Genomic DNA, 20064 nt, shown 5'->3' with positions numbered 1-20064 from the left:
AAAGGACTGTATTCACAAGTGATTCCCATGGCCCGGCGCAGCACGTCTTCCTTTCTGAGCGACTTCAAGGATTTCATCAACAAAGGCAACGTGGTCGATCTGGCGGTGGCCGTGGTGATCGGCGGTGCCTTCGGCAAGGTGGTCGATGCAATCGTCAGCCTGGTGATGACGAGCCTGCTGGAGCCGGCCCTGAAGGCGGCGCAGGTCAATTCGATCAGCGCCTGGCCCGCCGGGGCGGTGATCGTGGCCCTGATCAACTTCCTGGTGATCGCCTTCGTGGTGTTCCTGATCGTGCGGGCCATCGAAGCGATGAAACGCCAGGAGGAGATCAAGGCCGCCGATGCCGGGCCCGATCCCCAAGCCGAACTGGCCGCCGCCGCCAACCGCCTGGCCGAAGCCCTGGATCGGCGCGCCCTTTAAGCCGCCGGCCGGCCCACCAGCTTCTGGCGCAGGTGCTTGATGCGATCACGCAGGTTGGCGGCCTCCTCGAATTCCAGGCCCTTCGCCGCCACCTTCATCTTCTCCTCCAGCTGCCTGATCAGTTCGGGCAATGCATCAAGGGACACCTCGTTGTGCTCGGCCTGGTCGGCCGCCACCTCCAGCTGATCGTCGGTGAGCCGACGTGAGAGTTCAAGGAAGCTGAGGATCGAATTGCCCGCCCGCTTGCCGGCGGGGGTGGGCGTGATGCCATGGCGCTCGTTGTAGGCGTGCTGGATCACCCGACGCCGTTCCGTCTCGGAGATCGCCCTGGCCATCGAATCGGTGAGGTTGTCGGCATAGAGAAGCGCCACCCCATCGATGTGGCGTGCCGCCCGGCCGATGGTCTGGATCAGGGAGCGTTCCGCCCGCAGGAAGCCCTCCTTGTCGGCGTCGAGAATCGCCACCAGAGACACCTCGGGCAGATCAAGGCCCTCCCGCAGCAGGTTGACCCCCACGAGCACGTCGTAGGCGCCATTGCGCAGGTCCTGAATGATCTCGATCCGTTCGATCGAATGGATCTCCGAGTGCAGATAGCGCACCCGCACGCCGTTCTCAGCCAGGTAGTCGGTGAGGTCCTCCGCCATGCGCTTGGTGAGGGTGGTGACCAGCACCCGCTCCTGGCGATCGGCACGCACACGGATCTCACCGAGCAGGTCATCGATCTGACCCTCGGAGGGGCGCACCTCCACGATCGGGTCGAGAACGCCGGTGGGGCGGATCACCTGCTCCACCACCTGCTCCTTGCTCTGGGCCAGCTCCCAGGCGCCGGGGGTCGCCGAGACGAAGATGGTCTGCCGCGCCTTCTCCCAGAACTCATCCCCCTTGAGGGGCCGGTTGTCGGCGGCGCTGGGCAGGCGGAAGCCGTGCTCGATCAGCACCTGCTTGCGGCTCTGGTCGCCGTTGTACATGGCCTGCAGCTGGGAGCAGGTCACGTGGCTTTCATCCACCACCAGCAGCCAGTCGTCGGGGAAGTAATCAATCAGGCACTCGGGCGGCGTACCGGCCTCCCGGCCCGCCAGATGCCGGGCGTAGTTCTCGACCCCGTTGCAGTAGCCCACCTGCTCCAGCATCTCCAGGTCGTAGGTGGTGCGCTGCTCCAGGCGCTGGGCCTCCAACAGCCGCCCCTGGCCGTTGAGCACATCGAGCCGTTCGCGCAGCTCGGCGCGGATCGCCTGAATCGCCCCCTGCAGCCGCTCCTTGGGCGTCACGAAGTGCTTGGCCGGGTAGATGTTGATCGTCTCCAGGCTCTGGAGGATTTCGCCGGTGGTGGGATCCACGTAGCGGATCGCTTCCACCTCATCGCCGAACAGCTCGATCCGCACCAGCCGGTCTTCGTAGGCGGGTCCGATCTCCAGCACATCACCCCGCACCCGGAAGCGCCCGCGGCTGATCTCGATGTCGTTGCGGGAGTACTGGTTGTTGACCAGATCCCGTAGCGAACCGCGCAGATCGAGCTTGTCGCCCACCTCGAACTTGACGGCGGCCTTGAGGTATTCCGAGGGGATGCCCAGGCCGTAGATGCAGCTGATCGAGGCCACCACGATCACATCCCGCCGCTCAAACAGCGAACGGGTGGCCGAGTGCCGCAGCATGTCGATCTCCTCGTTGATCGAGGCGGTCTTGGCAATGTAGGTATCCGAGACGGGAACGTAAGCCTCGGGCTGGTAGTAGTCGTAATAGGAGATGAAGTATTCGACGGCGTTGTTGGGGAAGAATTCCCGCAGCTCGTTGCAGAGCTGCGCCGCCAGCGTCTTGTTGTGGGCCAGCACCAGGGTGGGACGACCGGTGCGGGCAATCACATTGGCGATCGAGAACGTCTTGCCGGTGCCGGTGGCCCCCAGCAGGGTCTGGAAGCGTTCGCCGGCGTCAACGCCCTTCACCATCGCTTCGATGGCGGTGGGTTGGTCACCCTTCGGCACGTAGGGGGCGTGAAGCTGGAATGGCATCGGACCATTCTGGCGTTCACCCCCGGTGAACGGCTCGGCGGGGAAAACCGATCAGCCCAGACCCGTGGTGGCCGCCATCGCCCGGGTGAAGGGAATCTCCAGGCCGAGCCAGCGCAGCACGACAGTGCTCAAAACGCTGTAGACCAAGGCCCCGAGAATGGCGCTGACCAGACCGTTCTTGAGCCGGAAGCCCTGGATCAGCCAGGCGGCCAGGCCGAACAGGATGATCGTGATCAGCCAGTTGAACAGGAACGACACCGGGCTGATGATGCCGCCCAGGGAGGTGACAGCCCAGATCGGCCCGAGAATCAGCTTCAGCGGCCAGATCAGCAGCGTGCCCAGCAGGCCGATGACGACGGCCGAGAGCAGGGCGACCGGGAAGCTCGCCATTTCCACTCCCAGGGGCAGCCGTGCCACCAGGAGCAGAATCAGAGCTCGGATCGGCCATTGCAGAAGCCAGACAAGCGAGCCCATGGGAGGCGAAGCAACAACCCGATCAGCTTACTGAGGCCGTTCGCCTTGAACCACCGCTGCCAACGGCATCGCTTCCCGCAGAGCACGCACCACCGCCACCATGGCGAGGTCGTCGTTGAGGCGGTTAACGGCAGAGCCGACCCCCACACCAGCAGCGCCGGCGGCCAGGGCCATCGGCACCGTGACGGCCGACAGACCGGAAGCGCACAGCACCGGTACGGCCACCGCCCGGCTGATGGCATGGGCGGCCGCCAGGGTCGGGGCGGCTTTTTCGATCAGGCCCAGGGCGCCGGCACTGAGGGGACGGGCGCTGGTTCCGCCCTCGGTCTGGATCAGATCGGCACCAGCAGCCACCAGCTCCACCGCCAGCCGTTCCTGGCCGTCGAGGGGCAGGGTGTGGGGCACGGTGACGGACAGCACCGTCTGGGGCAGCAGCTCACGGGTGCGGCGGGTGAGCGCCAGCACTTCTTCGGCACCGAAAACGCGCCCCTGGGGATAGAAGCTGTCGTAGTTGCCGATCTCCACCATGGCCGCGCCTGCGTCGACGGCAGGGGGGAACAGGGCCGGATCCACCGCCGAGACGCAGACCGGCAGCTGCGGTGCCAGCTCCTGGGCCAGGCGCACCAGGGCAGGCTCACAGGCCAGATCCACCAGATCGGCGCCACCGGCGGCCGCGGCCCTGACCACCTGCCGCACGCGGGCCGCGTCGAAGTTGTCCAGTCCGGCGATGACCTTCAGCGTGCGCCCCTGGCGGATCGACTGCTGCAGGGCGGTGGGCAGGCTGGAGAGACGGGACATCGGCGGACGAACGGAAGCGTGACGTGATTCTCCCACCCGACCCAAGTCAGCCGCGGCGGCCCTGGGGAAGCGACCAGGCACGCCTGCACCGCCATCTGCTGCGGCACCCCTGCCTGCTGCCGGCGGGGGGGTCCCTGCTGCTGGCCGTGTCCGGCGGGCAGGATTCGATGGCCCTGACCACCCTCCTGCGCGACCTGCAGCACTTGCATGGCTGGTGTCTGCAGCTGTGGCACGGGGACCACGGCTGGCGCCCCGACGCCGCACGCCAGGCCGAGGAACTGCTCCAGTGGGCCCGGAGCCAGGGACTGCCCCTGTGGCTCGATCGGGCCGACCCCGTTCCGCTCAGCGAAGCCGAGGCCCGGGACTGGCGCTACGGCGCCCTGGCCGAGGCGGCGCTCCAGCTGCCATGCACCCATGTGGTCACGGGTCACACCGCCAGCGACCGGGCCGAAACGATCCTGCTCAACCTGGCCCGCGGCAGCCACCTGCGGGGCCTGGCCAGCCAGGGGGCCAGCCGCCCCCTGGGCCGGGAGGCAGACAGCCTGCGGCTGGTCCGCCCCCTGCTCGTGTTCGATCGCGCCGACACGGGCCGCCTCTGCCGGGAACGCAGCCTGCCCGTCTGGGAGGACAGCAGCAACGCCGATCGGCGCTTCGCCCGCAACCGGCTGCGCGCTGAGGTGATGCCGGTGCTGGAGGACCTCCACCCCGGCGCCTGCCGCCGGATCAGCGCCCAGGCGGAGCGGCTGGAGCAGCAGTTTGGGGCGGAAACGGAACTGCTGGAGCTGGCCCTGGGGGCCCTGGAGGCCAAAGGGGCTCCCGGGCGGTTGCAACGCCGGCGTCTGGCCAGCCTGGCCCCGGCCAGCCAGCGGCGGCTGTTGCAGCACTGGCTGCGCCGGCACCTGGGCAGCGACCCTGGTGCTCGAAACCTCGAGACACTGGTGACCCGGCTGGGCCAGGGGGGGGATCCTGGCCGTCTCGATCTGGCCGGAGGATGGCAACTGCACTGGGATCGCAGCACACTGTGGGTCCGAACGCCCGACGCGCTCCATGGCTGAGACCACCGCCAACGAAGCCGCCCAGCGCTACGCGGTGATCGAGCAGGCCTATTCGAAGGAGAACTGGGCCGCCGTGCTGCAGAACGGCGAAGACCTGCTGCTGCTGCTGCGGCAGTCGGACAATGTCCAGCTCCTTGGGCTGCAGATGCGGTTGCAGCTGCTTCTGGGCCACACCCAGCTCTACGGCTACACCAACAAGACCGCCGCCGCCGTGTACTACGGAGCCGTGGCGGCCAAGAGCAATGAAGCCGCCCTCACCAAGATCGCGGCGCAGGGACTGAAACAGTGCGCCATCGAAGAAGCGCACGCCGAGCCAGTCCAGGCAGAGGCCCCGAAAGAGGCCGTGGCGCCTGTCGTCACCCCCAGCAGCGCCGGGCCAGGCCCGGCGGCCCCCTGGCTCACCGCCGCTGCAACCACAGCCACTGCTACCACCGCAGCATTGGCGACTGAGCCGTCGACGCCTACCCCGATCGTGGAGGTCGAGACCCAGCCCGCCGTGGAACCTGGGGCTTCGACGCCGGCCGCCCCATGGAGCGAGCCTTCGTTGATTCCGGAGGTGGTCGAAGAGCCTGAACTGATCGAATTGCACCAGGCTGATCCGGCCCTCTCCGAGGACGTGGAGCTCGACTGGAAGGAACCGGCCCCAGCCTCGGCGGCCGTGGACATGGAAGATGGGGACCTGGTCAGCGGCCTGATGCTGGTCCGGATCAGCTGAGTCCCAGACCCTTCATCTGAGGCCCCAGGCGGGGCCCAGCCGAAGGACGTACGGCGCTCAGCCTGCGGCGGCGGAGCGCCGGCGGCGGACCCGACCGGTGGGTTCCGGTTCCTCAGGGGGGGCCTTGGTGACAACCGCTGCGGGGGCCGGGGCCGGCGCTGCCATGGTGGCCGCTGGAGCCGCAGCCGCGGCCGTCACCAGCTGGCGCTGGGGCACGGCGGCGGCCGCCTGGCGGCCACCCCCATCCCTGCGGCCGCCGCGGGGCGCCGGCCGGGTGTCGGGTTCGGCATCGGCCCGACCCTTGTAGGCCGGGGTGCCGGCCGGGGCAGGCTGCACCAGGCAGATGATCAACGGGTCCACCTGGAGCTCGCGGCGCAGGCGGCGCTGCAGGCCCACCTCCACTTCCCGCTGCACGCCCACCCAGTCAACGTCTGGAGCCTTGCCACCGGTGTTGCGGGCGAGCTGGTTCCAGCGGTTCTCCAGCACCCAGGTGATCTCCCGTTCCGCCCAGACCGAGAGCTTGCGGGCATCGGCGGCGGTGACCACACCGCGCAGATTCACCCGCGGCGGCGCCGCCATCACGCCGTCGGTGGTGATCACCGCCAGCAGGGTGATGACACCGTCCTCGGCCAGCTGCTGGCGCTCCTTGAGCACCCGGGCATCGACGATGCCGTTGCGCGAGGCATCCAGCAGCTCAATGCCGGCCTTGACCGGCTCGCCCTTGTTGATGGTGTCGGGGGTGAGTTCCACCACGTCGCCGTTGTCGATGATCAGGATGTGGTCGGCCGGCACACCCATTGACTGGGCTGTTTTGGAATGGCAGACGAGCATGCGGTGCTCGCCATGCACGGGCACGAAGAATTTCGGCTTGGCCAGCGCCAGCATCAGCTTGTGGTCCTCCTGGCAGCCGTGGCCGGAGACGTGGATGCCCTCGCCCTTGCCGTAGACAACCTTGGCCCCCATCATCATCAGTCGGTCGATGGTGTTCACCACCGAGATGGTGTTGCCGGGGATCGGGCTGGCAGAAAAGATGATCGTGTCGGTGGACTTCACCTGCACCTGGGGATGTTCACCGCGGGAGATGCGGCTGAGGGCCGCCAGAGGTTCGCCCTGGCTGCCGGTCATCAGCAGCAGGGTTTCACGGTCGGGCAGGTCGCGGATCTGCTTGATGGGAACGAACAGATCATCGGGGGCACGCATGTAGCCGAGCTCGCGGGCCTTGGCGATCACGTTGAGCATCGAGCGGCCCAGCAGGCCCACCTTGCGGCCGTTCTTCATCGCCAGTTCGAGGATCATCGAAACGCGATGAATCGAGCTGGCGAAGGTGGTGATGATCACCCGGCCGTCTGCCTGGCTGATGTGGCGATCCAGATTCGGGAACACGGCCCGCTCCGGCGGTGTGAAACCGGGGATCTCGGCGTTGGTGGAATCGCTGAACAGGCACAGGACCCCCTGCTCGCCGTAGTGGGCCAGGCGCTGCAGGTCGAAGGCCTCCCCATCCACGGGGGTGTGGTCGAACTTGAAGTCGCCGGTGAAGATGATCACGCCAACGGGGGTGGTGATGGCCAGCGTGAAGCTGTCGGCCATCGAGTGGGTGTTACGGATGAACTCCACCTTGAAGTGCTGGCCGACATGCACCACATCCCGCGGACCGACCGTCTGGATCGTGGTGCGGTCGGTGACGCCCGCCTCCTCCATCTTCCCCTGCAGCATCGACATCGCCAGCCGGGGGCCGTAGATGATCGGGATGTTGAAGTTCTTGAGGTGGTGGGGAATGCCGCCGATGTGATCTTCGTGGCCGTGGGTGACCACCATGCCGCGAATGCGCTTCTGGTTCTCGCGCAGATAGCTGGTGTCGGGCATCACCACGTTGACGCCGTGCATGCCATCACTGGGAAACGCGAGGCCGGCATCGACGAGCATCAGCTCATCGCCGTATTCGAAGACGCAGGTGTTCTTGCCGATCTCGTGCAGGCCGCCCAGGGGGATGACCCGCAGGCCCTGATGCTTGGCTTTGGCGCCGTTGCCGGAGCGGACGATGGGATTGACGTTCTGACTGGACATGTAGGAAAGGAAGGGTTGGCGGTGGGAAGGAACGGGAAGCGGAAGCAGAGGTGACTCTGGAAATCAGCCTTGGCGTCAGGTGGGACGCAGGGCGGCCAGGATCGAGGAAAGGCGTTGGCGCACGTCGGTATCGGCGGAAAGAAGGGGAAGTCGGGGGGAACCCACCGGCCAGCCGCTGATCTCCAGGGCGGCTTTGACGGGGATGGGATTGGTGGTGCAGAACAGGGCCCGGCACAGGGGCAGCAGCTGCTGGTGCACGTCGAGGGCGGCGGTGACGTCGCCGCTCAGGAAGGCCTGGAGCATGGCCCGGATCCTGGGGCCGACCAGATGGCTGGCCACGCTCACCACACCCACGGCGCCCACGGCCAGCATCGGCAGGGTGAGGGCGTCATCGCCGCTGTAGATCGCCAGGCGGTCGCCGCAGAGCTCCCGCAGCCGGCTGACCTCCTCGGTGGTGCCGCTGGCGGCCTTGAATCCCACCACGTTGGCCTGATCCAGCAGGCGGGCGGTGGTGTCCGGCGCCAGGCTGCAGCCGGTGCGGCCCGGGATGTTGTAAAGCATCAGCGGCAGCTCCGGTGCGGCCTGGGCCACGGCCCGGAAATGGGCTTCCAGCCCCTCCTGGGGTGGTTTGTTGTAGTAGGGCACCACCACCAAAGCACCGTCGGCGCCGAGGGCGGCCGCCTCGCCGGTGGCTTCCACCGCCTCGGCCGTGCAGTTGCTGCCACTGCCCGCTAGCAGGGTGGCGCGGCTCCCCACCGCCCCCTTCACGGCGGCGAACAGCGCGTGCTGCTCCTGCCAGGTGAGGGTGGGGGATTCGCCGGTGGTGCCACACAGCACCAGGCCATCGGATCCATGGCTGACCAGATGGTCCGCCAGCCGCGCCGCCAGCTCAAGATCGACGGCACCATCGGGCCGGAAGGGGGTCACCATGGCGGTGAGCACCCGCCCGAAGGGGGCCTCAGGCGAGGGGGCCGTGCTTGGCGCCAGCAGGGAGGCCGTGCTCAAACGGCACCTCCTGGGCCCGGAGTCGCCGCGGCGGGCTCGCGCAGCAGTTCGGCGATCTGGATGGCGTTGAGGGCCGCCCCCTTGCGGATCTGGTCGCCGCAGAGCCACAGCTCCAGGGCGTGGGGATCACTGAGGTCCTGGCGGATGCGGCCCACGGCCACCGCATCCCGGCCGGTGACATCGGTGGGCATGGGGAAGCGGTTGGTCTCGAAGTTCTCGATCAGCTCAACCCCGGGGGCAGCCGCCAGCAGGGCGCGGGCCTCCTCCACGGGAAAGGGCTCCTCGAATTCGATGTTGACGGCCTCGGAATGGGCCCGCAGAACCGGCACCCGCACACAGGTGGCTGTCAGGCGCAGCTGCGGCAGCCCCATGATCTTGCGGGTTTCGTGCAGCATCTTGAGCTCCTCCTCGCAGTAGCCGCTGGGCTGCAGGGGTGAGTTGTGCAGGAAGAGGTTGAAGGCCAGCGAATGGGGCAGCACTTCACTCACCGGCTCGCCGCCATCCAGCACGGTGCGGCTCAGCTGGCGCAGTTCCTCCATGGCGCGGGCGCCGGCGCCGCTGGCCGACTGGTACGTGCTGATCACGACTCGGCGGATCGGGCGCCGGGCCGCCAGGGGCGCCAGGGCCAGGGTCAGCAGAATCGTGGTGCAGTTGGGATTGGCGATGATCCCGCCATGGGCGAAGGCGGCCTGGGGATTCACCTCAGGCACCACCAGGGGCACCGCCGGATCCATGCGAAAGGCGCTGGAGTTGTCAATCACCACGGCTCCGGCCGCCACCGCCACCGGGGCCCACTGCCTGGAGACAGAACCACCGGCGGAGGCCAGCACCAGGTCGACGCCCTCGAAGGCCCCGGGGCCAACGGGCCGCACCTGGATCCGCTCACCCCGCCAGTCGAGGTCCTGGCCGGCAGAGCGGGGGGAGGCCAGAGGCACCAGTTCCGCCACCGGGAAGCCACGTTCCTGCAGCAAGGCCAGAAGCTCCTGGCCCACGGCTCCGGTGGCGCCGAGGATGGCGATGCGCAGCGGCCTTGAGGGCAGGTGGCACGGAGGGGAGGACAGGGTCGCTGAGACGGTCAACGGGGAGAAAGGAACAGGTGGCGGGAAGGGTCGGGAAGGGGACTGCGGAAACGGGACCCTGAAACAAAACCACCGGCCCGAGGCCGGAAAGGTGTGTTCAGTTGGGGATATGGGCGCGCCGTTGCGTCGATCGCACAATACGTCGCAGAGGCCCGAAACGGCCAGTTTCTAGGATGGGGGGCTGCCCCGAGCGAACCCGTTTCATGAGCCCTGCCGCCAGCACCGAAACCAACCTCCGGGTCACAACCTCCCCCCGTCCCGGAAGCCGCCTGGCCGTGGAGGTGGCCGTGCCTGCGGGGCGCAGCCAGAAGAGCTACGACGCCGCCCTGGAGAAGCTGAGCCGCAGCGTCAAGCTGCCCGGATTCCGCAAGGGACGGGTGCCCCGGCCGGTGCTGCTGCAGCAGATCGGACCGCTGCGCATCCGCGCCACTGCCCTCGAGGACCTGGTGGATGCGGTCGTACGGGAGGCGATGCAGCAGGAGGCCATCGAGGCGATCGGCCGGCCCGAACTGAACGAGGCCTTCGAGCTGGTCCTGCAGCGCTTCACCCCTGGCGAGGAGCTCACCATCACCCTGGAGATGGACGTCGAGCCCATCCCCACCCTGCGCAGCACCAAGGGCTTCACGGCCGAGGCCGAACCTGTGCCCTTCGACCCCGCCCGGGTCGACGAACTGATCGAGCAGTCGCGACGCCAGCTGGCCACCCTGGTGCCGGTGGAGGATCGGGCCGCCGCCGACGGTGACGTGGCCCAGATCGCCTTCAGCGGCAGCTTCGTCGACAACGGCGAGGCCATCGAGGGCGGCAGCAGCGAAGGCATGGAAGTGGAGCTGGAGGAGGGCCGCATGATCCCCGGCTTCGTGGCCGGCATCGTCGGCATGGCGGTGGGCGACAGCCGCGATGTGACCTGCCGCTTCCCCGACAGCTACCCCCAGGAGCAGGCCGCCGGCCGGGAGGCCCTGTTTGCCATCACCCTGCTGGAGCTCAAGACCCGGGAGCTCCCCGCCCTCGACGATGCCTTCGCCCAGCAGGCCAGCGACAAGCCGACCCTGGCCGAACTCCGCGCCGACCTGGAGCAGCGCCTGCGGGAGGACGCCGAGCGTCGCCATCGGGCCAACCGCCATGAGGCCCTGCTCACCGTGCTGGTGGAACAGCTGGAGGTGGAGCTGCCCGAAACCCTGATCCAGCAGGAGGTGCGCAACCTGATCGAGCAGACCGCCGGCCAGATCTCCCAGCAGGGCATGGATGTCAAAAAGCTGTTCACCCCCGATCTGGTGCGCAGCCTGATGGACACCTCCCGGCCCGAGGCCGAGCAGCGGCTGCGGCGCACCCTGGCGCTCAAGGCGCTGGCCGCCGCCGAGAAGATCGAGGTGGCTGCCGCCGACCTGGAGGCCAAGCTGACCGAGATCCGCCAGGGCCTGAGCGACAGCGCCGCCATCGACCAGGAGCGGCTGCGGCTGGCCGTCGCCGAGGACTTACTGAAGGAGAAGTTGCTGGAGTGGCTGGAGACCAACAGCACGATCACCGACAAGGCCCCGGCCGCTGAAGAGGCCACAGACGCCAGCGACACCCCCGAGGACTCCGCCAGCGAAGCGCAGCCCAAAACCACGAAGGCCGCGGCCAAAGCGAAGAAGGCAGCCGCCGCTGCCGGGGACAGCAAGGCTCAGGAGGAAGGTGCCCAGCCATAGATTGAAGCCACTCCCCCCGTCCGCCAGCGAATCCGCGTGATCGACGCCCCCTCGCCCCTGATCCCCGACTGGTTGCCAGCCGCCCTGGCCAGCCCATCGGGGACACGGCCCCACCCCGTGAGCAACCTCTGGCAGGGGCCACTGCCCTGGAACGGGGTGGCCACCCCAAGCCCCTCCGCCGCCCCCGGAGTGCTGCCCACGGTGGTGGAGCAGTCCGGCCGCGGCGACCGGGCCTTTGACATCTATTCCCGGCTGCTGCGGGAGCGCATCATCTTTCTTGGCACCGGCATCGACGACCAGGTGGCCGATTCCCTGGTGGCCCAGTTGCTGTTCCTCGAAGCCGAGGATCCTGAGAAGGACATTCAGATCTACATCAACTCCCCGGGCGGTTCGGTCACCTCCGGCCTGGCGATCTACGACACCATGCAGCAGGTGGCGCCGGATGTGGTGACCATCTGTTACGGGCTTGCCGCCAGCATGGGGGCCTTCCTGCTCACGGGCGGCGCCCCCGGAAAACGGATGGCCCTGCCCAATGCCCGGATCATGATCCACCAACCCCTCGGCGGCGCCCAGGGACAGGCCGTGGATATCGAAATCCAGGCCAGGGAGATCCTCTACCTGAAGGACACGCTCAACGGGCTGATGGCCGAGCACACCGGCCAGCCGCTCGACAAGATCGCTGAAGATACCGACCGGGACTACTTCCTTTCCCCGGCGGAAGCGGTTGAATACGGACTCATCGACCGGGTGGTCGATGACGCCCCAGCCCCTGTCGTCCCCTAGGTCGTCGCTGCCCCAACGCCCCTCCAGCGCCCCTCCACCACCGGTCCGAACCTCAGGAACGACTGACAAAACGACGGCTGGGGTCGATCCTGAGGACTGGGCTTCCACCCAACCCCTCCCCGGGCGACCAACGCCGCTCCCGCCGCCTCCTCGCCGATGGCCAAGTTCGACGCCCATCTGAAGTGCTCCTTCTGCGGCAAGTCCCAGGAACAGGTGCGCAAGCTGATCGCCGGGCCTGGCGTCTACATCTGCGACGAATGCATTGATCTCTGCAACGAGATCCTCGACGAGGAACTCGTCGAGCACCATGGCCATGGCCCCCAGGGCAGGCCCGCCGCCGATGGCGGCCGCAAGGCCCCGGCGAAGAAATCGGCCAAACCCGCCCCCACCCTCGCCACCATCCCCAGGCCCCAGGAGATCAAGACCTTCCTCGACCAGCAGGTCGTGGGCCAGGAGGAGGCCAAGAAGGTGCTGGCCGTGGCCGTCTACAACCACTACAAGCGCCTGGCCTGGCAGGGGGACGGCAAGGGCGAGACGGACCAGACCGCCACCCGCCTGCACAAATCGAACATCCTGCTGATCGGCCCCACCGGCTGCGGCAAGACCCTCCTGGCCCAGTCCCTGGCGGAGATGCTCGACGTGCCCTTCGCGGTGGCCGATGCCACCACGCTCACCGAAGCCGGCTACGTGGGCGAAGACGTGGAGAACATCCTGCTGCGCCTGCTCCAGAAGGCCGACCTCGACGTCGAACAGGCCCAGCGGGGCATCATCTACATCGACGAGATCGACAAGATCGCCCGCAAGAGCGAAAACCCCTCGATCACCCGCGATGTCTCCGGTGAAGGGGTGCAGCAGGCCCTGCTCAAGATGCTGGAGGGCACCGTCGCCAACGTGCCCCCCCAGGGCGGCCGCAAACACCCCTATCAGGACTGCATCCAGATCGACACCAGCCAGGTGCTGTTCATCTGCGGTGGCGCCTTCGTGGGTCTGGACGACCTGGTCCAGAAGCGCATGGGCCGCAACGCCATCGGCTTCCTACCCGCCGATGGCCGCAGCCGGGTGCGATCCGGCAAGGACAAGCAGTCGAGCGAAGTGATGCGCCACCTCGAACCGGAAGATCTGGTCCGCTATGGCCTGATTCCCGAGTTCATCGGCCGGCTGCCGGTGAGCGCCGTGCTCGAACCGCTCGACACCAGCGCCCTGGAGGCGATCCTCACCGAACCGCGCGACGCCCTGGTCAAGCAGTTCCAGACCCTGCTCAGCATGGACAACGTGCGGCTCGAGTTCGAGCCGGGCGCCGTCGAAGCCATCGCCGCCGAAGCCCATCGCCGCAAAACCGGCGCCCGGGCCCTGCGGGGCATCGTCGAGGAACTGATGCTCGACGTCATGTACGACCTGCCCTCCCGCCGCGACGTTCAGACCTTCACCATCACCCGGGAGCTGGTGGAGCAACGCAGCAAGGCCAAGGTGCTGCCGATCAGTGCCGCCGCCGACCTCGACGGCCACCGGGGCGAACAGGCCACGGCCTGAGGGCACCACCTGCTGAGGTGCCACCGAGCGGCCATCCGTACCCGGCGCCATCCCGGAGGAGCGTCGCCACGGCGCGAAGCTGAAGGATCCGTTGTTGCCACGCCTTGGCCGCCGCCGATCACCTGCAGGCCCGCCGCCAGCACGGCCTGTTCCTGCACCACGGCATCGACCTGGGAGACGGGACGGTGGCCCACTACCTGGAGGGAAGGGAGATCCTGCGAAGCCCGCGGGCTGACTTCAGCCGCGGCGAACTGATCAGCACCGTCGACTATCCCGAAGGGAGCTGTTCAGCGGTGGGGGTCACCCTGCGCCGGGCCATGGGCCGCATCGGCGAGCAGCGTTACAACCTGCTGTTCAACAACTGCGAGCACTTCGCCCACTGGTGCAAAACCGGTCGGCACCGCAGCGCCCAGGTGGAGGACTGGCTGCACACCGGCAGCCTCGGCGCCCTGGCCCTGGGCCAGTTCGTGCCGGCCGCCGTGCTGACCGGGGCACGGGTGCTGCTGCGCCAGGGCCAGTCCCTCGCCGAGACCCTGGCCACGGCCCTCGATCCCGAGCAGCTGGACCGGGGCCGGGACCTCGCCCGGCGCAGCCTTGAGCAGCTCGACAGCCTGCGCCAATGGCTGCAGCAGCGCCTGGAGGAGGAGCTGGCCCGGGCCGAACGGCGCTGGGGGGAAGGGAATGGGGCGATCGGCACCGGTCCCGACGGCTTCGATCGCCTGCGCCTCGCCGGGCAGAGCCTGGCCGACCAGCTGGCCGCCGTGGAGGAGATGGAGGACAGGCTGCAGCGATTGCTCGAGCCTGGCAAGGCCGCCACCGAATCCCAGGCGCCCTCAACGCGGCCCACCGATGATCCGGCCGACGGCAGCCCGCCTTAGGCTCTCCATCCGGTCAGGGCAGGGTGGATGGTCCAGGCCTACGAGCCCCTTCATCACAAGTACAGGCCCCAGCGTTTCGACCAGCTGGTGGGCCAGAAGGCGGTCGCCGACACCCTCAGCCAGGCCCTGCTCCAGAACCGCATCGCCCCGGCCTATCTGTTCAGCGGCCCCCGGGGAACGGGAAAGACCTCCAGCGCACGGATCCTGGCGCGTTCGCTGAACTGTCTGGCCAGCCCGGGCCCGACGCCTGAGCCCTGCGGACGCTGCCAGCTGTGCACGGACATCGCCAGCGGCAACGCCCTTGATGTGATCGAGATCGACGCCGCCTCCAACACCGGCGTCGACAACATCCGCGAACTGATCGAACGGTCCCGGTTCGCCCCGGTCCAGGCCCGCTGGAAGGTCTACGTGGTGGACGAGTGCCACATGCTCTCCACGGCCGCCTTCAACGCCCTGCTCAAGACCCTGGAGGAACCACCGCCACGGGTGGTGTTCGTGCTGGCCACCACCGATCCCCAGCGGGTGCTGCCCACGATCCTGAGCCGCTGCCAGCGCTTCGATTTCCGGCGCATCCCCCTGGAGGCCCTGGAGGGTCATCTGCACTGGATCGCCGCTGAGGAGTCCATCGGCATCACCCCGGAGGCCCTGCACCTGGTGGCCCAACGCTCCCAGGGAGGCCTGCGGGACGCCGAAAGCCTGCTCGACCAGCTGAGCCTGCTGCCGGCGCCGATCGTCGCCGACGCGGTCTGGGACCTGCTGGGGGCGGTGCCCGACCAGGAACTGCTGCGGCTGGCCGTCGCCATGGCCGCGGCCGATCCCCTGCAGGTGGTGGAGGGCTGCCGCGAACTGCTGGATCGGGGGCGGGAACCTGCCGCCGTGCTCCAGGGGCTGGTCAGCCTGCTGCGCGACCTGCTGCTGGCGGGGGTGGCGCCGGATCGGCTGGAGCTCACCAGCGTGTCGCCGGAGCTGCGGCCGCAGCTGCCCGAGGTGGCGCGCCAGATCGGCAAGGCTCGCCTGCTGCGGTGGCAGTCGCAGCTCAAGGGCAGCGAGCAGCAGCTGCGCCACAGCGTCCAACCGAGGCTGTGGCTGGAGGTGCTGCTGCTGGGCCTGCTCGCCGAGCCGGCCGCCGTCGCCCCAGCCCCCGCCGGGCCCGTCCAGACCAGTGCCGAGGTCCAACGGCCGATCAGCAGGGTGGCCCCGGTCGCGGCGGTGATCCCTGCGGTGATCCCGGAAGCCGATGCGGAGGTTGCGGCACCGGCCAACGACAACCTGGCGGAGCTGTGGCAGCAGATCCTGGCGGGCCTGGAGCTGCCCTCCACCCGGATGCTGCTCTCCCAGCAGGCCCAGCTGCTGCGGCTTGACGATCGCCGGGCGGTGGTGCGCGTGGCCGGAACCTGGATGGCCATGGTTCAGAGCCGCCTGCCGCTGCTGGAGAAAGCGGTGGCCAGTGCCCTGGGCAGCCCGCGCCAGCTGACCCTGGAGGCCGGGGGGGACACCCCTGCGGCACGGCCAGCCATGGAGCCCCCACCGCCGGCCCGAACCGCCCACCGCCCCGAGCCGCCCGTGGCTGCCGCCAGACCCCCGGCGCCACCCCCCGAGAGCCCTGCGGCGCCAACCCCGTCTCCAGCGCCCCCGCTGGTTGTCGAGGAACGCCCCAGTGAGGCCAAGCCGACGCTGCCGGCCATGGCTTCGGCCATCGATACGCAGGCCGGCCGCCTGGCTGAGTTCTTCAACGGCGAGGTGATCAGCGGACTCCACGCAGATCCCGAAGGGAACTGATGCCACAGGGCACGGAACCCGACTGAAGACCAGGGGCGGAGGGCAGGAACGCCCCGTTCAGACGTGGCTGGCTTCGGAGGCCAGTTCGGGATCGGACTCCATGGCGACGTCGACGTCGCCCGCTGGTGAGGGATCGCCGTGCTCCTGTCCCAGGTGAAGCGTCTTGACCCACACCAGCTTCTTGGGCAGCAGGGCCATCTTCAACGTCACCCAGGGAATCACCACGAACCAGTGGACCAGATAGAGGATGCCCAGTCCCGCGCTGAAGGGGTTCATCGCCGGCAGGGACGGCCCCTCGGACGGGCGGCGGCAGCCCGTGGCGATCGCCAGGCCCGAGAGGGCCAGGGCCACGATCGAGAATGGCCACATCGTGGGGGCCGTGCGGGTGAGCACCGTGCCGATCAGGTCGGCACTGGCCACCACCGGCAGAACGTACTGCAGCAGGAAGAAGCAGGTGAGATCAAGCTTCTGGCTGAACGTGAGTCGGTCGGAAACCAGACCGGGGCCGTAGTCGAAGAAACGCTGCAGGCCGCCCTCGGCCCAGCGTTGGCGCTGGCGCCACAGGGCCGGCAACGTCAGCACCGCCTCCTCCTGCACGGGGGGATCCCAGAGCACGCCGATCGGCAGGCCTTCGAGCAGGAAGCGGAAGCTGAGGTCGAGATCGTCGGTCACGGTGTCCTCGTTGAAGCCCCCGACCTTGAGGAGCGCCTCCCTGGACAACAACTGGCCATTGCCCCGCAACTCGGCCACCCCGCCGTTGGCCAGGCGCCCCTCCTGGATCATGGCGTCGAAGGCCATCTCCATCGCCTGGGCGCTGGTGAGCAGGTTGGTCTGGGCATTGGCCACCGCCTTGCGCAGCTGCACCGCCGCCCAGCCGCCGGCCTCGGCCCAGGGCACGAGGCGCTCAAGCACATCGGACTGCAGATCGGCATCTGCATCGAGGACCAGCATCCAGCGGCCGCCCAGCTGCTGCAGCACCAGGTTCAGGGCCCCTGACTTACCGCCCCCCGCATCCCGGGGGCGGCGCAACACCCTCAGAAAAGGATGGCGCCCCTGGAGCTCGGCCAGCAGCTCGGGGGTGCGGTCGTCACTGCCGTCATCCACGACCCACAGGGTGAGCTGGCCCTCAGGCCAGCGCAGGGCAGCGATCCGCTCCACCAGGCGGGCAATCACGGCCTGCTCGTCGCGGGCGGCCACCACCACGTCGATGGCCGACGGGGGTGCTGCGGGCGCAAGGGCCGGAGGGGGCGTTTCACGGCCATTGCGGCGGAAGGCCTGCAGCAGCACGGTGCGCAGGCTGTAGCCCCCCAGCAGGGTGGCCAGGGTGATCGCCGGTACGAGGCTGCGGCCGGGGGGCAGCCAGTGGGGGGCGATCCCTACCAGGCCACAGCAGGCGAGGAACAGGGCCGCCTTGGCACGGCGGCGATCGCTGTCACTGCCGCCGGCAGCCATGGTGATCCTCATCCAGGCCGTGACTCTAAGGGGAATCGCCGCCCGCACCGAGGGGTTGCAACGTGGTGCCGGGGTAATAGTGCGCCAGGATCCGGCGCGTGCTCCAGCCACGGCCGGCCAGATCGATCGCTCCGGCCTGGGAGAGACCGGCCCCGTGGCCGAACCCCCCACCGACCAGCTGCCAGACCCCCGCTCCCGCCGGCTGCAGGGTGAACAGGGTGCTAGGCAGGCTGCGCAGGGTGCGGCGGATGGCATCCAGACGCAGCACGGTGCGGCCTTCGGTTCCCTGCACCTCCAGGGCCAGCACCCGGCCGCTGGGGCCGCGGGCCAGCACCTTCAGGGCCGTGGGCCGCCCCACCGCCCGCTCCGGCCCGAGGGCGGCGGCGATCTGGGCGGCCGTGAGCTGCCGCTGCCAGCGGAAGACGGGATGGTCGGCCCCCCAGGCCGCCCGCCCGTCCCGCAGCAGCGTTGGCAGGGCCGTGGCGGCCATGGGCACGGGGAACCGCGCCTGGAAGGGGGCGGGCCCGTCGGGGAAGGGGGTCAGGTAGGGAACCGGCGCGCCGTTCCAGGCCTCCGGATAGGCGGCGCTGACGCCACCGTTGCTGGCGTGATAAACGGCGTGGATGGGTCCATCGGCGCCCATCAGCACGGCCAGCCGGGTGGCGGCGATCGCCTGGCGCACGGCGGCGCCGGCATGGCGCGGGTCGCTGTACACCTGGCACTGGGTGTCGGCGCAGAGGTGGTAGCCATCCACCACGAAGCGGTGCTGGTTGCGCACCGCCCAGGTGCGGGCCAGCACCGCCTGGGCCTCAAGGGCCGCGGCTGGCACCCCGGCACCGATCTCGTGGGGCACCACGCCTTCCAGATAACGCTCCAGCGGCACCTGCTCCACCAGACTCCAACCGCCGTGCGCATCGGCCAGCAGCCGGAAGGGGCCGGCGTAGGCCCCCTGCTTCCAGAGCAGGCCCCCAGGGGCCTCGATCCGGATCGGAGACGCCAAGGGCACCACCCCCTGGGCCCGGCGCAGCTCCAGCCCGACCCGCTCGGCAACCGTCCGCTGGAAGCCCGTCAGCCGCACGCCGTCGGGAAGGGGGGCGGGATCCGGCGCCCCGGCCGGGGCCCACACCTCCCAGTCCCGGGGCTTGGCGATCGCGGCCTCCACCCCAACGGCGCGCCAGAGCCCGGCCGCCTGCTCAGCGCTCTCAAAGCTGGCGAACGGCCCCAGGACACGGCGCCGCAGCGTCGTGGGCTGGGGCAGCACCTCGCGCCGCCAGTGCAGCACCAGCTCGGGGGACTGGAAGCGCTGACCACTGGCATCGATCAGGGTGAGCAGGCCGCTGCTGCTGCGCAGCCGCAAGGGCTGAGCCGTCTGGACGTCCGCCGGCGCCGGGCCCAGCCGTGCCGCCAGGGCCACCCACAGCACCGGGTTCGCCGCCGTCAACGGGGCGGGGCGGGGCACCGGCCAGTGCATCGGGGTGGAGGACTCCGGGGCAGGCGCGTCTGCAGAGGGGGGGGGAGGCGGGGCGAGCGGCCCCTGGTCGGCGCGGCAGCCGGCCGGGAACAGCAGCGCCATCGCCAGCAGCAGCCTGGGTAGAACACGGGGACGCAGCGACATCGGCACGGCAGGTGTTGGAGGAGGGTGCACCCGCGTCGTAGTGTGCTTCTTTGTGCCTGCGCCTACCGAGATGCCGAAGCTCAAGACCCGCAAAGCGGCCGCGAAGCGGTTCAAGGCCACCGGCACCGGCAAGTTCATGCGCCGGCGTGCCTTCCTCAACCACCTTCTCGACCACAAGAGCCCCAAGCGCAAGCGCTATCTGGGGACGATGGCGGTGGTTGACGATCGCGACCACGACAACGTGGCCCGGATGCTGCCCTACGCCGGCTGAGTCCGGTTGAGCTCCTTCCGGAGTTGCCGCCGTCCTTATTTTCCACCCCGTCTTCCACCCCAAGCTCACCTCCCATGGCCCGCGTCAAGAGGGGCAACGTCGCCCGCAAACGCCGCAACAAGATCCTTCGTCTCGCCCGCGGCTTCCAGGGGAGCAACGGCAGCCTGTTCCGCACCGCCAACCAGCGGGTCATGAAGGCCCTCTGCAACGCCTACCGCGACCGTCGCCGCCGCAAGCGTGACTTCCGCCGCCTCTGGATCGCCAGGATCAACGCCGCCGCCCGCATGAACGGCCTCAGCTACAGCAAGCTGATCGGCGGCCTCAAGCGGGCCGACGTGCGCCTCAACCGCAAGATGCTGGCCCAGCTGGCTGTCGCCGATCCCACCAGCTTCACCGCCGTGGCCACCGCGGCAGGCCACTGACGCCGTCCCCCCCGCTCCGACCGTCCGGCCGGC

At 69.1% G+C, this 20064-nt stretch carries 18 protein-coding genes; 10 read left to right on the top strand and 8 right to left on the bottom strand.

Going from position 1 to position 20064, the window contains the following annotated elements:
- The first annotated feature begins 18 nt into the window (after window positions 1-18).
- The gene (gene mscL, locus KUG43_RS06195; RefSeq protein ID WP_502988582.1) at window positions 19-420 is read left to right on the top strand and encodes a large conductance mechanosensitive channel protein MscL; all 402 of its coding nucleotides are present in this window, start codon (window positions 19-21) and stop codon (window positions 418-420) included.
- On the opposite strand, the gene uvrB is transcribed toward mscL, so the two are convergent.
- Genes uvrB through KUG43_RS06180 form a run of 3 tightly spaced genes read right to left on the bottom strand, consistent with a single transcriptional unit; the run spans window position 417 to window position 3698 of the window.
- Entirely contained in the window at window positions 417-2426 is a 2010-nt protein-coding gene (gene uvrB / locus KUG43_RS06190) for an excinuclease ABC subunit UvrB (RefSeq protein ID WP_216907161.1), read from the bottom strand. The genes mscL and uvrB overlap by 4 nt on opposite strands.
- 51 nt (window positions 2427-2477) lie before the next feature.
- Window positions 2478-2900: a phage holin family protein gene (locus KUG43_RS06185; protein WP_216907159.1), complete on the bottom strand. Its 423-nt coding sequence runs from the start codon at window positions 2898-2900 to the stop codon at window positions 2478-2480.
- A 27-nt stretch (window positions 2901-2927) separates the two neighbouring features.
- Window positions 2928-3698, bottom strand: a complete 771-nt coding sequence (locus tag KUG43_RS06180) for a DUF561 domain-containing protein (protein ID WP_216907157.1) — start codon at window positions 3696-3698, stop codon at window positions 2928-2930.
- 23 nt (window positions 3699-3721) lie between these two features.
- On the opposite strand from KUG43_RS06180, the gene tilS reads away from it, so the two are divergent.
- Window positions 3722-4753 (top strand): tRNA lysidine(34) synthetase TilS, encoded by a 1032-nt coding sequence (gene tilS / locus KUG43_RS06175; protein WP_353617944.1) that lies wholly within the window; start codon window positions 3722-3724, stop codon window positions 4751-4753.
- Entirely contained in the window at window positions 4746-5468 is a 723-nt protein-coding gene (locus KUG43_RS06170) for a hypothetical protein (RefSeq protein WP_216907155.1), read from the top strand. The genes tilS and KUG43_RS06170 overlap by 8 nt, the downstream gene beginning before the upstream one ends.
- A 57-nt stretch (window positions 5469-5525) precedes the next feature.
- On the opposite strand, the gene KUG43_RS06165 is transcribed toward KUG43_RS06170, so the two are convergent.
- The 3 genes from KUG43_RS06165 to KUG43_RS06155 form a co-directional block, all read right to left on the bottom strand.
- Window positions 5526-7532: a ribonuclease J gene (locus KUG43_RS06165; RefSeq protein ID WP_286194436.1), complete on the bottom strand. Its 2007-nt coding sequence runs from the start codon at window positions 7530-7532 to the stop codon at window positions 5526-5528.
- A 75-nt stretch (window positions 7533-7607) separates the two neighbouring features.
- Window positions 7608-8537 carry a 4-hydroxy-tetrahydrodipicolinate synthase gene (gene dapA / locus KUG43_RS06160; protein WP_502988581.1) on the bottom strand — a complete coding sequence of 310 codons (930 nt, stop codon included), beginning with the start codon at window positions 8535-8537 and terminating at the stop codon, window positions 7608-7610.
- Window positions 8534-9616 carry an aspartate-semialdehyde dehydrogenase gene (locus KUG43_RS06155; RefSeq protein WP_216907153.1) on the bottom strand — a complete coding sequence of 361 codons (1083 nt, stop codon included), beginning with the start codon at window positions 9614-9616 and terminating at the stop codon, window positions 8534-8536. Before KUG43_RS06155 ends, dapA begins: the two co-directional genes overlap by 4 nt.
- A gap of 203 nt (window positions 9617-9819) precedes the next feature.
- Between KUG43_RS06155 and tig the strand changes: the two genes are divergently transcribed.
- From tig to KUG43_RS06130, 5 genes are all read left to right on the top strand, one after another.
- Window positions 9820-11301 (top strand): trigger factor, encoded by a 1482-nt coding sequence (gene tig / locus KUG43_RS06150; RefSeq protein WP_216907151.1) that lies wholly within the window; start codon window positions 9820-9822, stop codon window positions 11299-11301.
- Between the two features lie 117 nt (window positions 11302-11418).
- Window positions 11419-12084, top strand: coding sequence for an ATP-dependent Clp endopeptidase proteolytic subunit ClpP (clpP, locus tag KUG43_RS06145; RefSeq protein ID WP_353617953.1), 666 nt, complete (start codon window positions 11419-11421; stop codon window positions 12082-12084).
- Between the two features lie 156 nt (window positions 12085-12240).
- Window positions 12241-13614 (top strand): ATP-dependent protease ATP-binding subunit ClpX, encoded by a 1374-nt coding sequence (clpX, locus tag KUG43_RS06140; RefSeq protein ID WP_216907149.1) that lies wholly within the window; start codon window positions 12241-12243, stop codon window positions 13612-13614.
- Between the two features lie 104 nt (window positions 13615-13718).
- Window positions 13719-14492 (top strand): lecithin retinol acyltransferase family protein, encoded by a 774-nt coding sequence (locus KUG43_RS06135; RefSeq protein WP_216907147.1) that lies wholly within the window; start codon window positions 13719-13721, stop codon window positions 14490-14492.
- A 27-nt stretch (window positions 14493-14519) separates the two neighbouring features.
- Window positions 14520-16271 carry a DNA polymerase III subunit gamma/tau gene (locus KUG43_RS06130; protein ID WP_216907145.1) on the top strand — a complete coding sequence of 584 codons (1752 nt, stop codon included), beginning with the start codon at window positions 14520-14522 and terminating at the stop codon, window positions 16269-16271.
- A 57-nt stretch (window positions 16272-16328) separates the two neighbouring features.
- On the opposite strand, the gene KUG43_RS06125 is transcribed toward KUG43_RS06130, so the two are convergent.
- A complete protein-coding gene (locus KUG43_RS06125) occupies window positions 16329-17723 on the bottom strand; it encodes a glycosyltransferase family 2 protein (RefSeq protein ID WP_216907143.1) in 1395 nt (464 codons plus the stop codon).
- Window positions 17724-17748: 25 nt separating this feature from the next.
- The gene (locus KUG43_RS06120) at window positions 17749-19338 is read right to left on the bottom strand and encodes a SpoIID/LytB domain-containing protein (RefSeq protein WP_216907141.1); all 1590 of its coding nucleotides are present in this window, start codon (window positions 19336-19338) and stop codon (window positions 17749-17751) included.
- A 70-nt stretch (window positions 19339-19408) separates the two neighbouring features.
- On the opposite strand from KUG43_RS06120, the gene rpmI reads away from it, so the two are divergent.
- Window positions 19409-19609 (top strand): 50S ribosomal protein L35, encoded by a 201-nt coding sequence (gene rpmI, locus KUG43_RS06115; RefSeq protein ID WP_015109851.1) that lies wholly within the window; start codon window positions 19409-19411, stop codon window positions 19607-19609.
- A 74-nt stretch (window positions 19610-19683) separates the two neighbouring features.
- Entirely contained in the window at window positions 19684-20031 is a 348-nt protein-coding gene (rplT, locus tag KUG43_RS06110) for a 50S ribosomal protein L20 (protein ID WP_216907139.1), read from the top strand.
- The last annotated feature ends 33 nt before the right edge of the window (window positions 20032-20064 follow it).

The sequence above is a fragment of the Synechococcus sp. CCY 0621 genome (genome assembly GCF_019038465.1).
Taxonomy (GTDB): Bacteria; Cyanobacteriota; Cyanobacteriia; order PCC-6307; family Cyanobiaceae; genus Cyanobium.
Note: the sequence above shows the minus strand (reverse complement) of the source record. Positions and strands in the feature narration are given on the sequence as shown.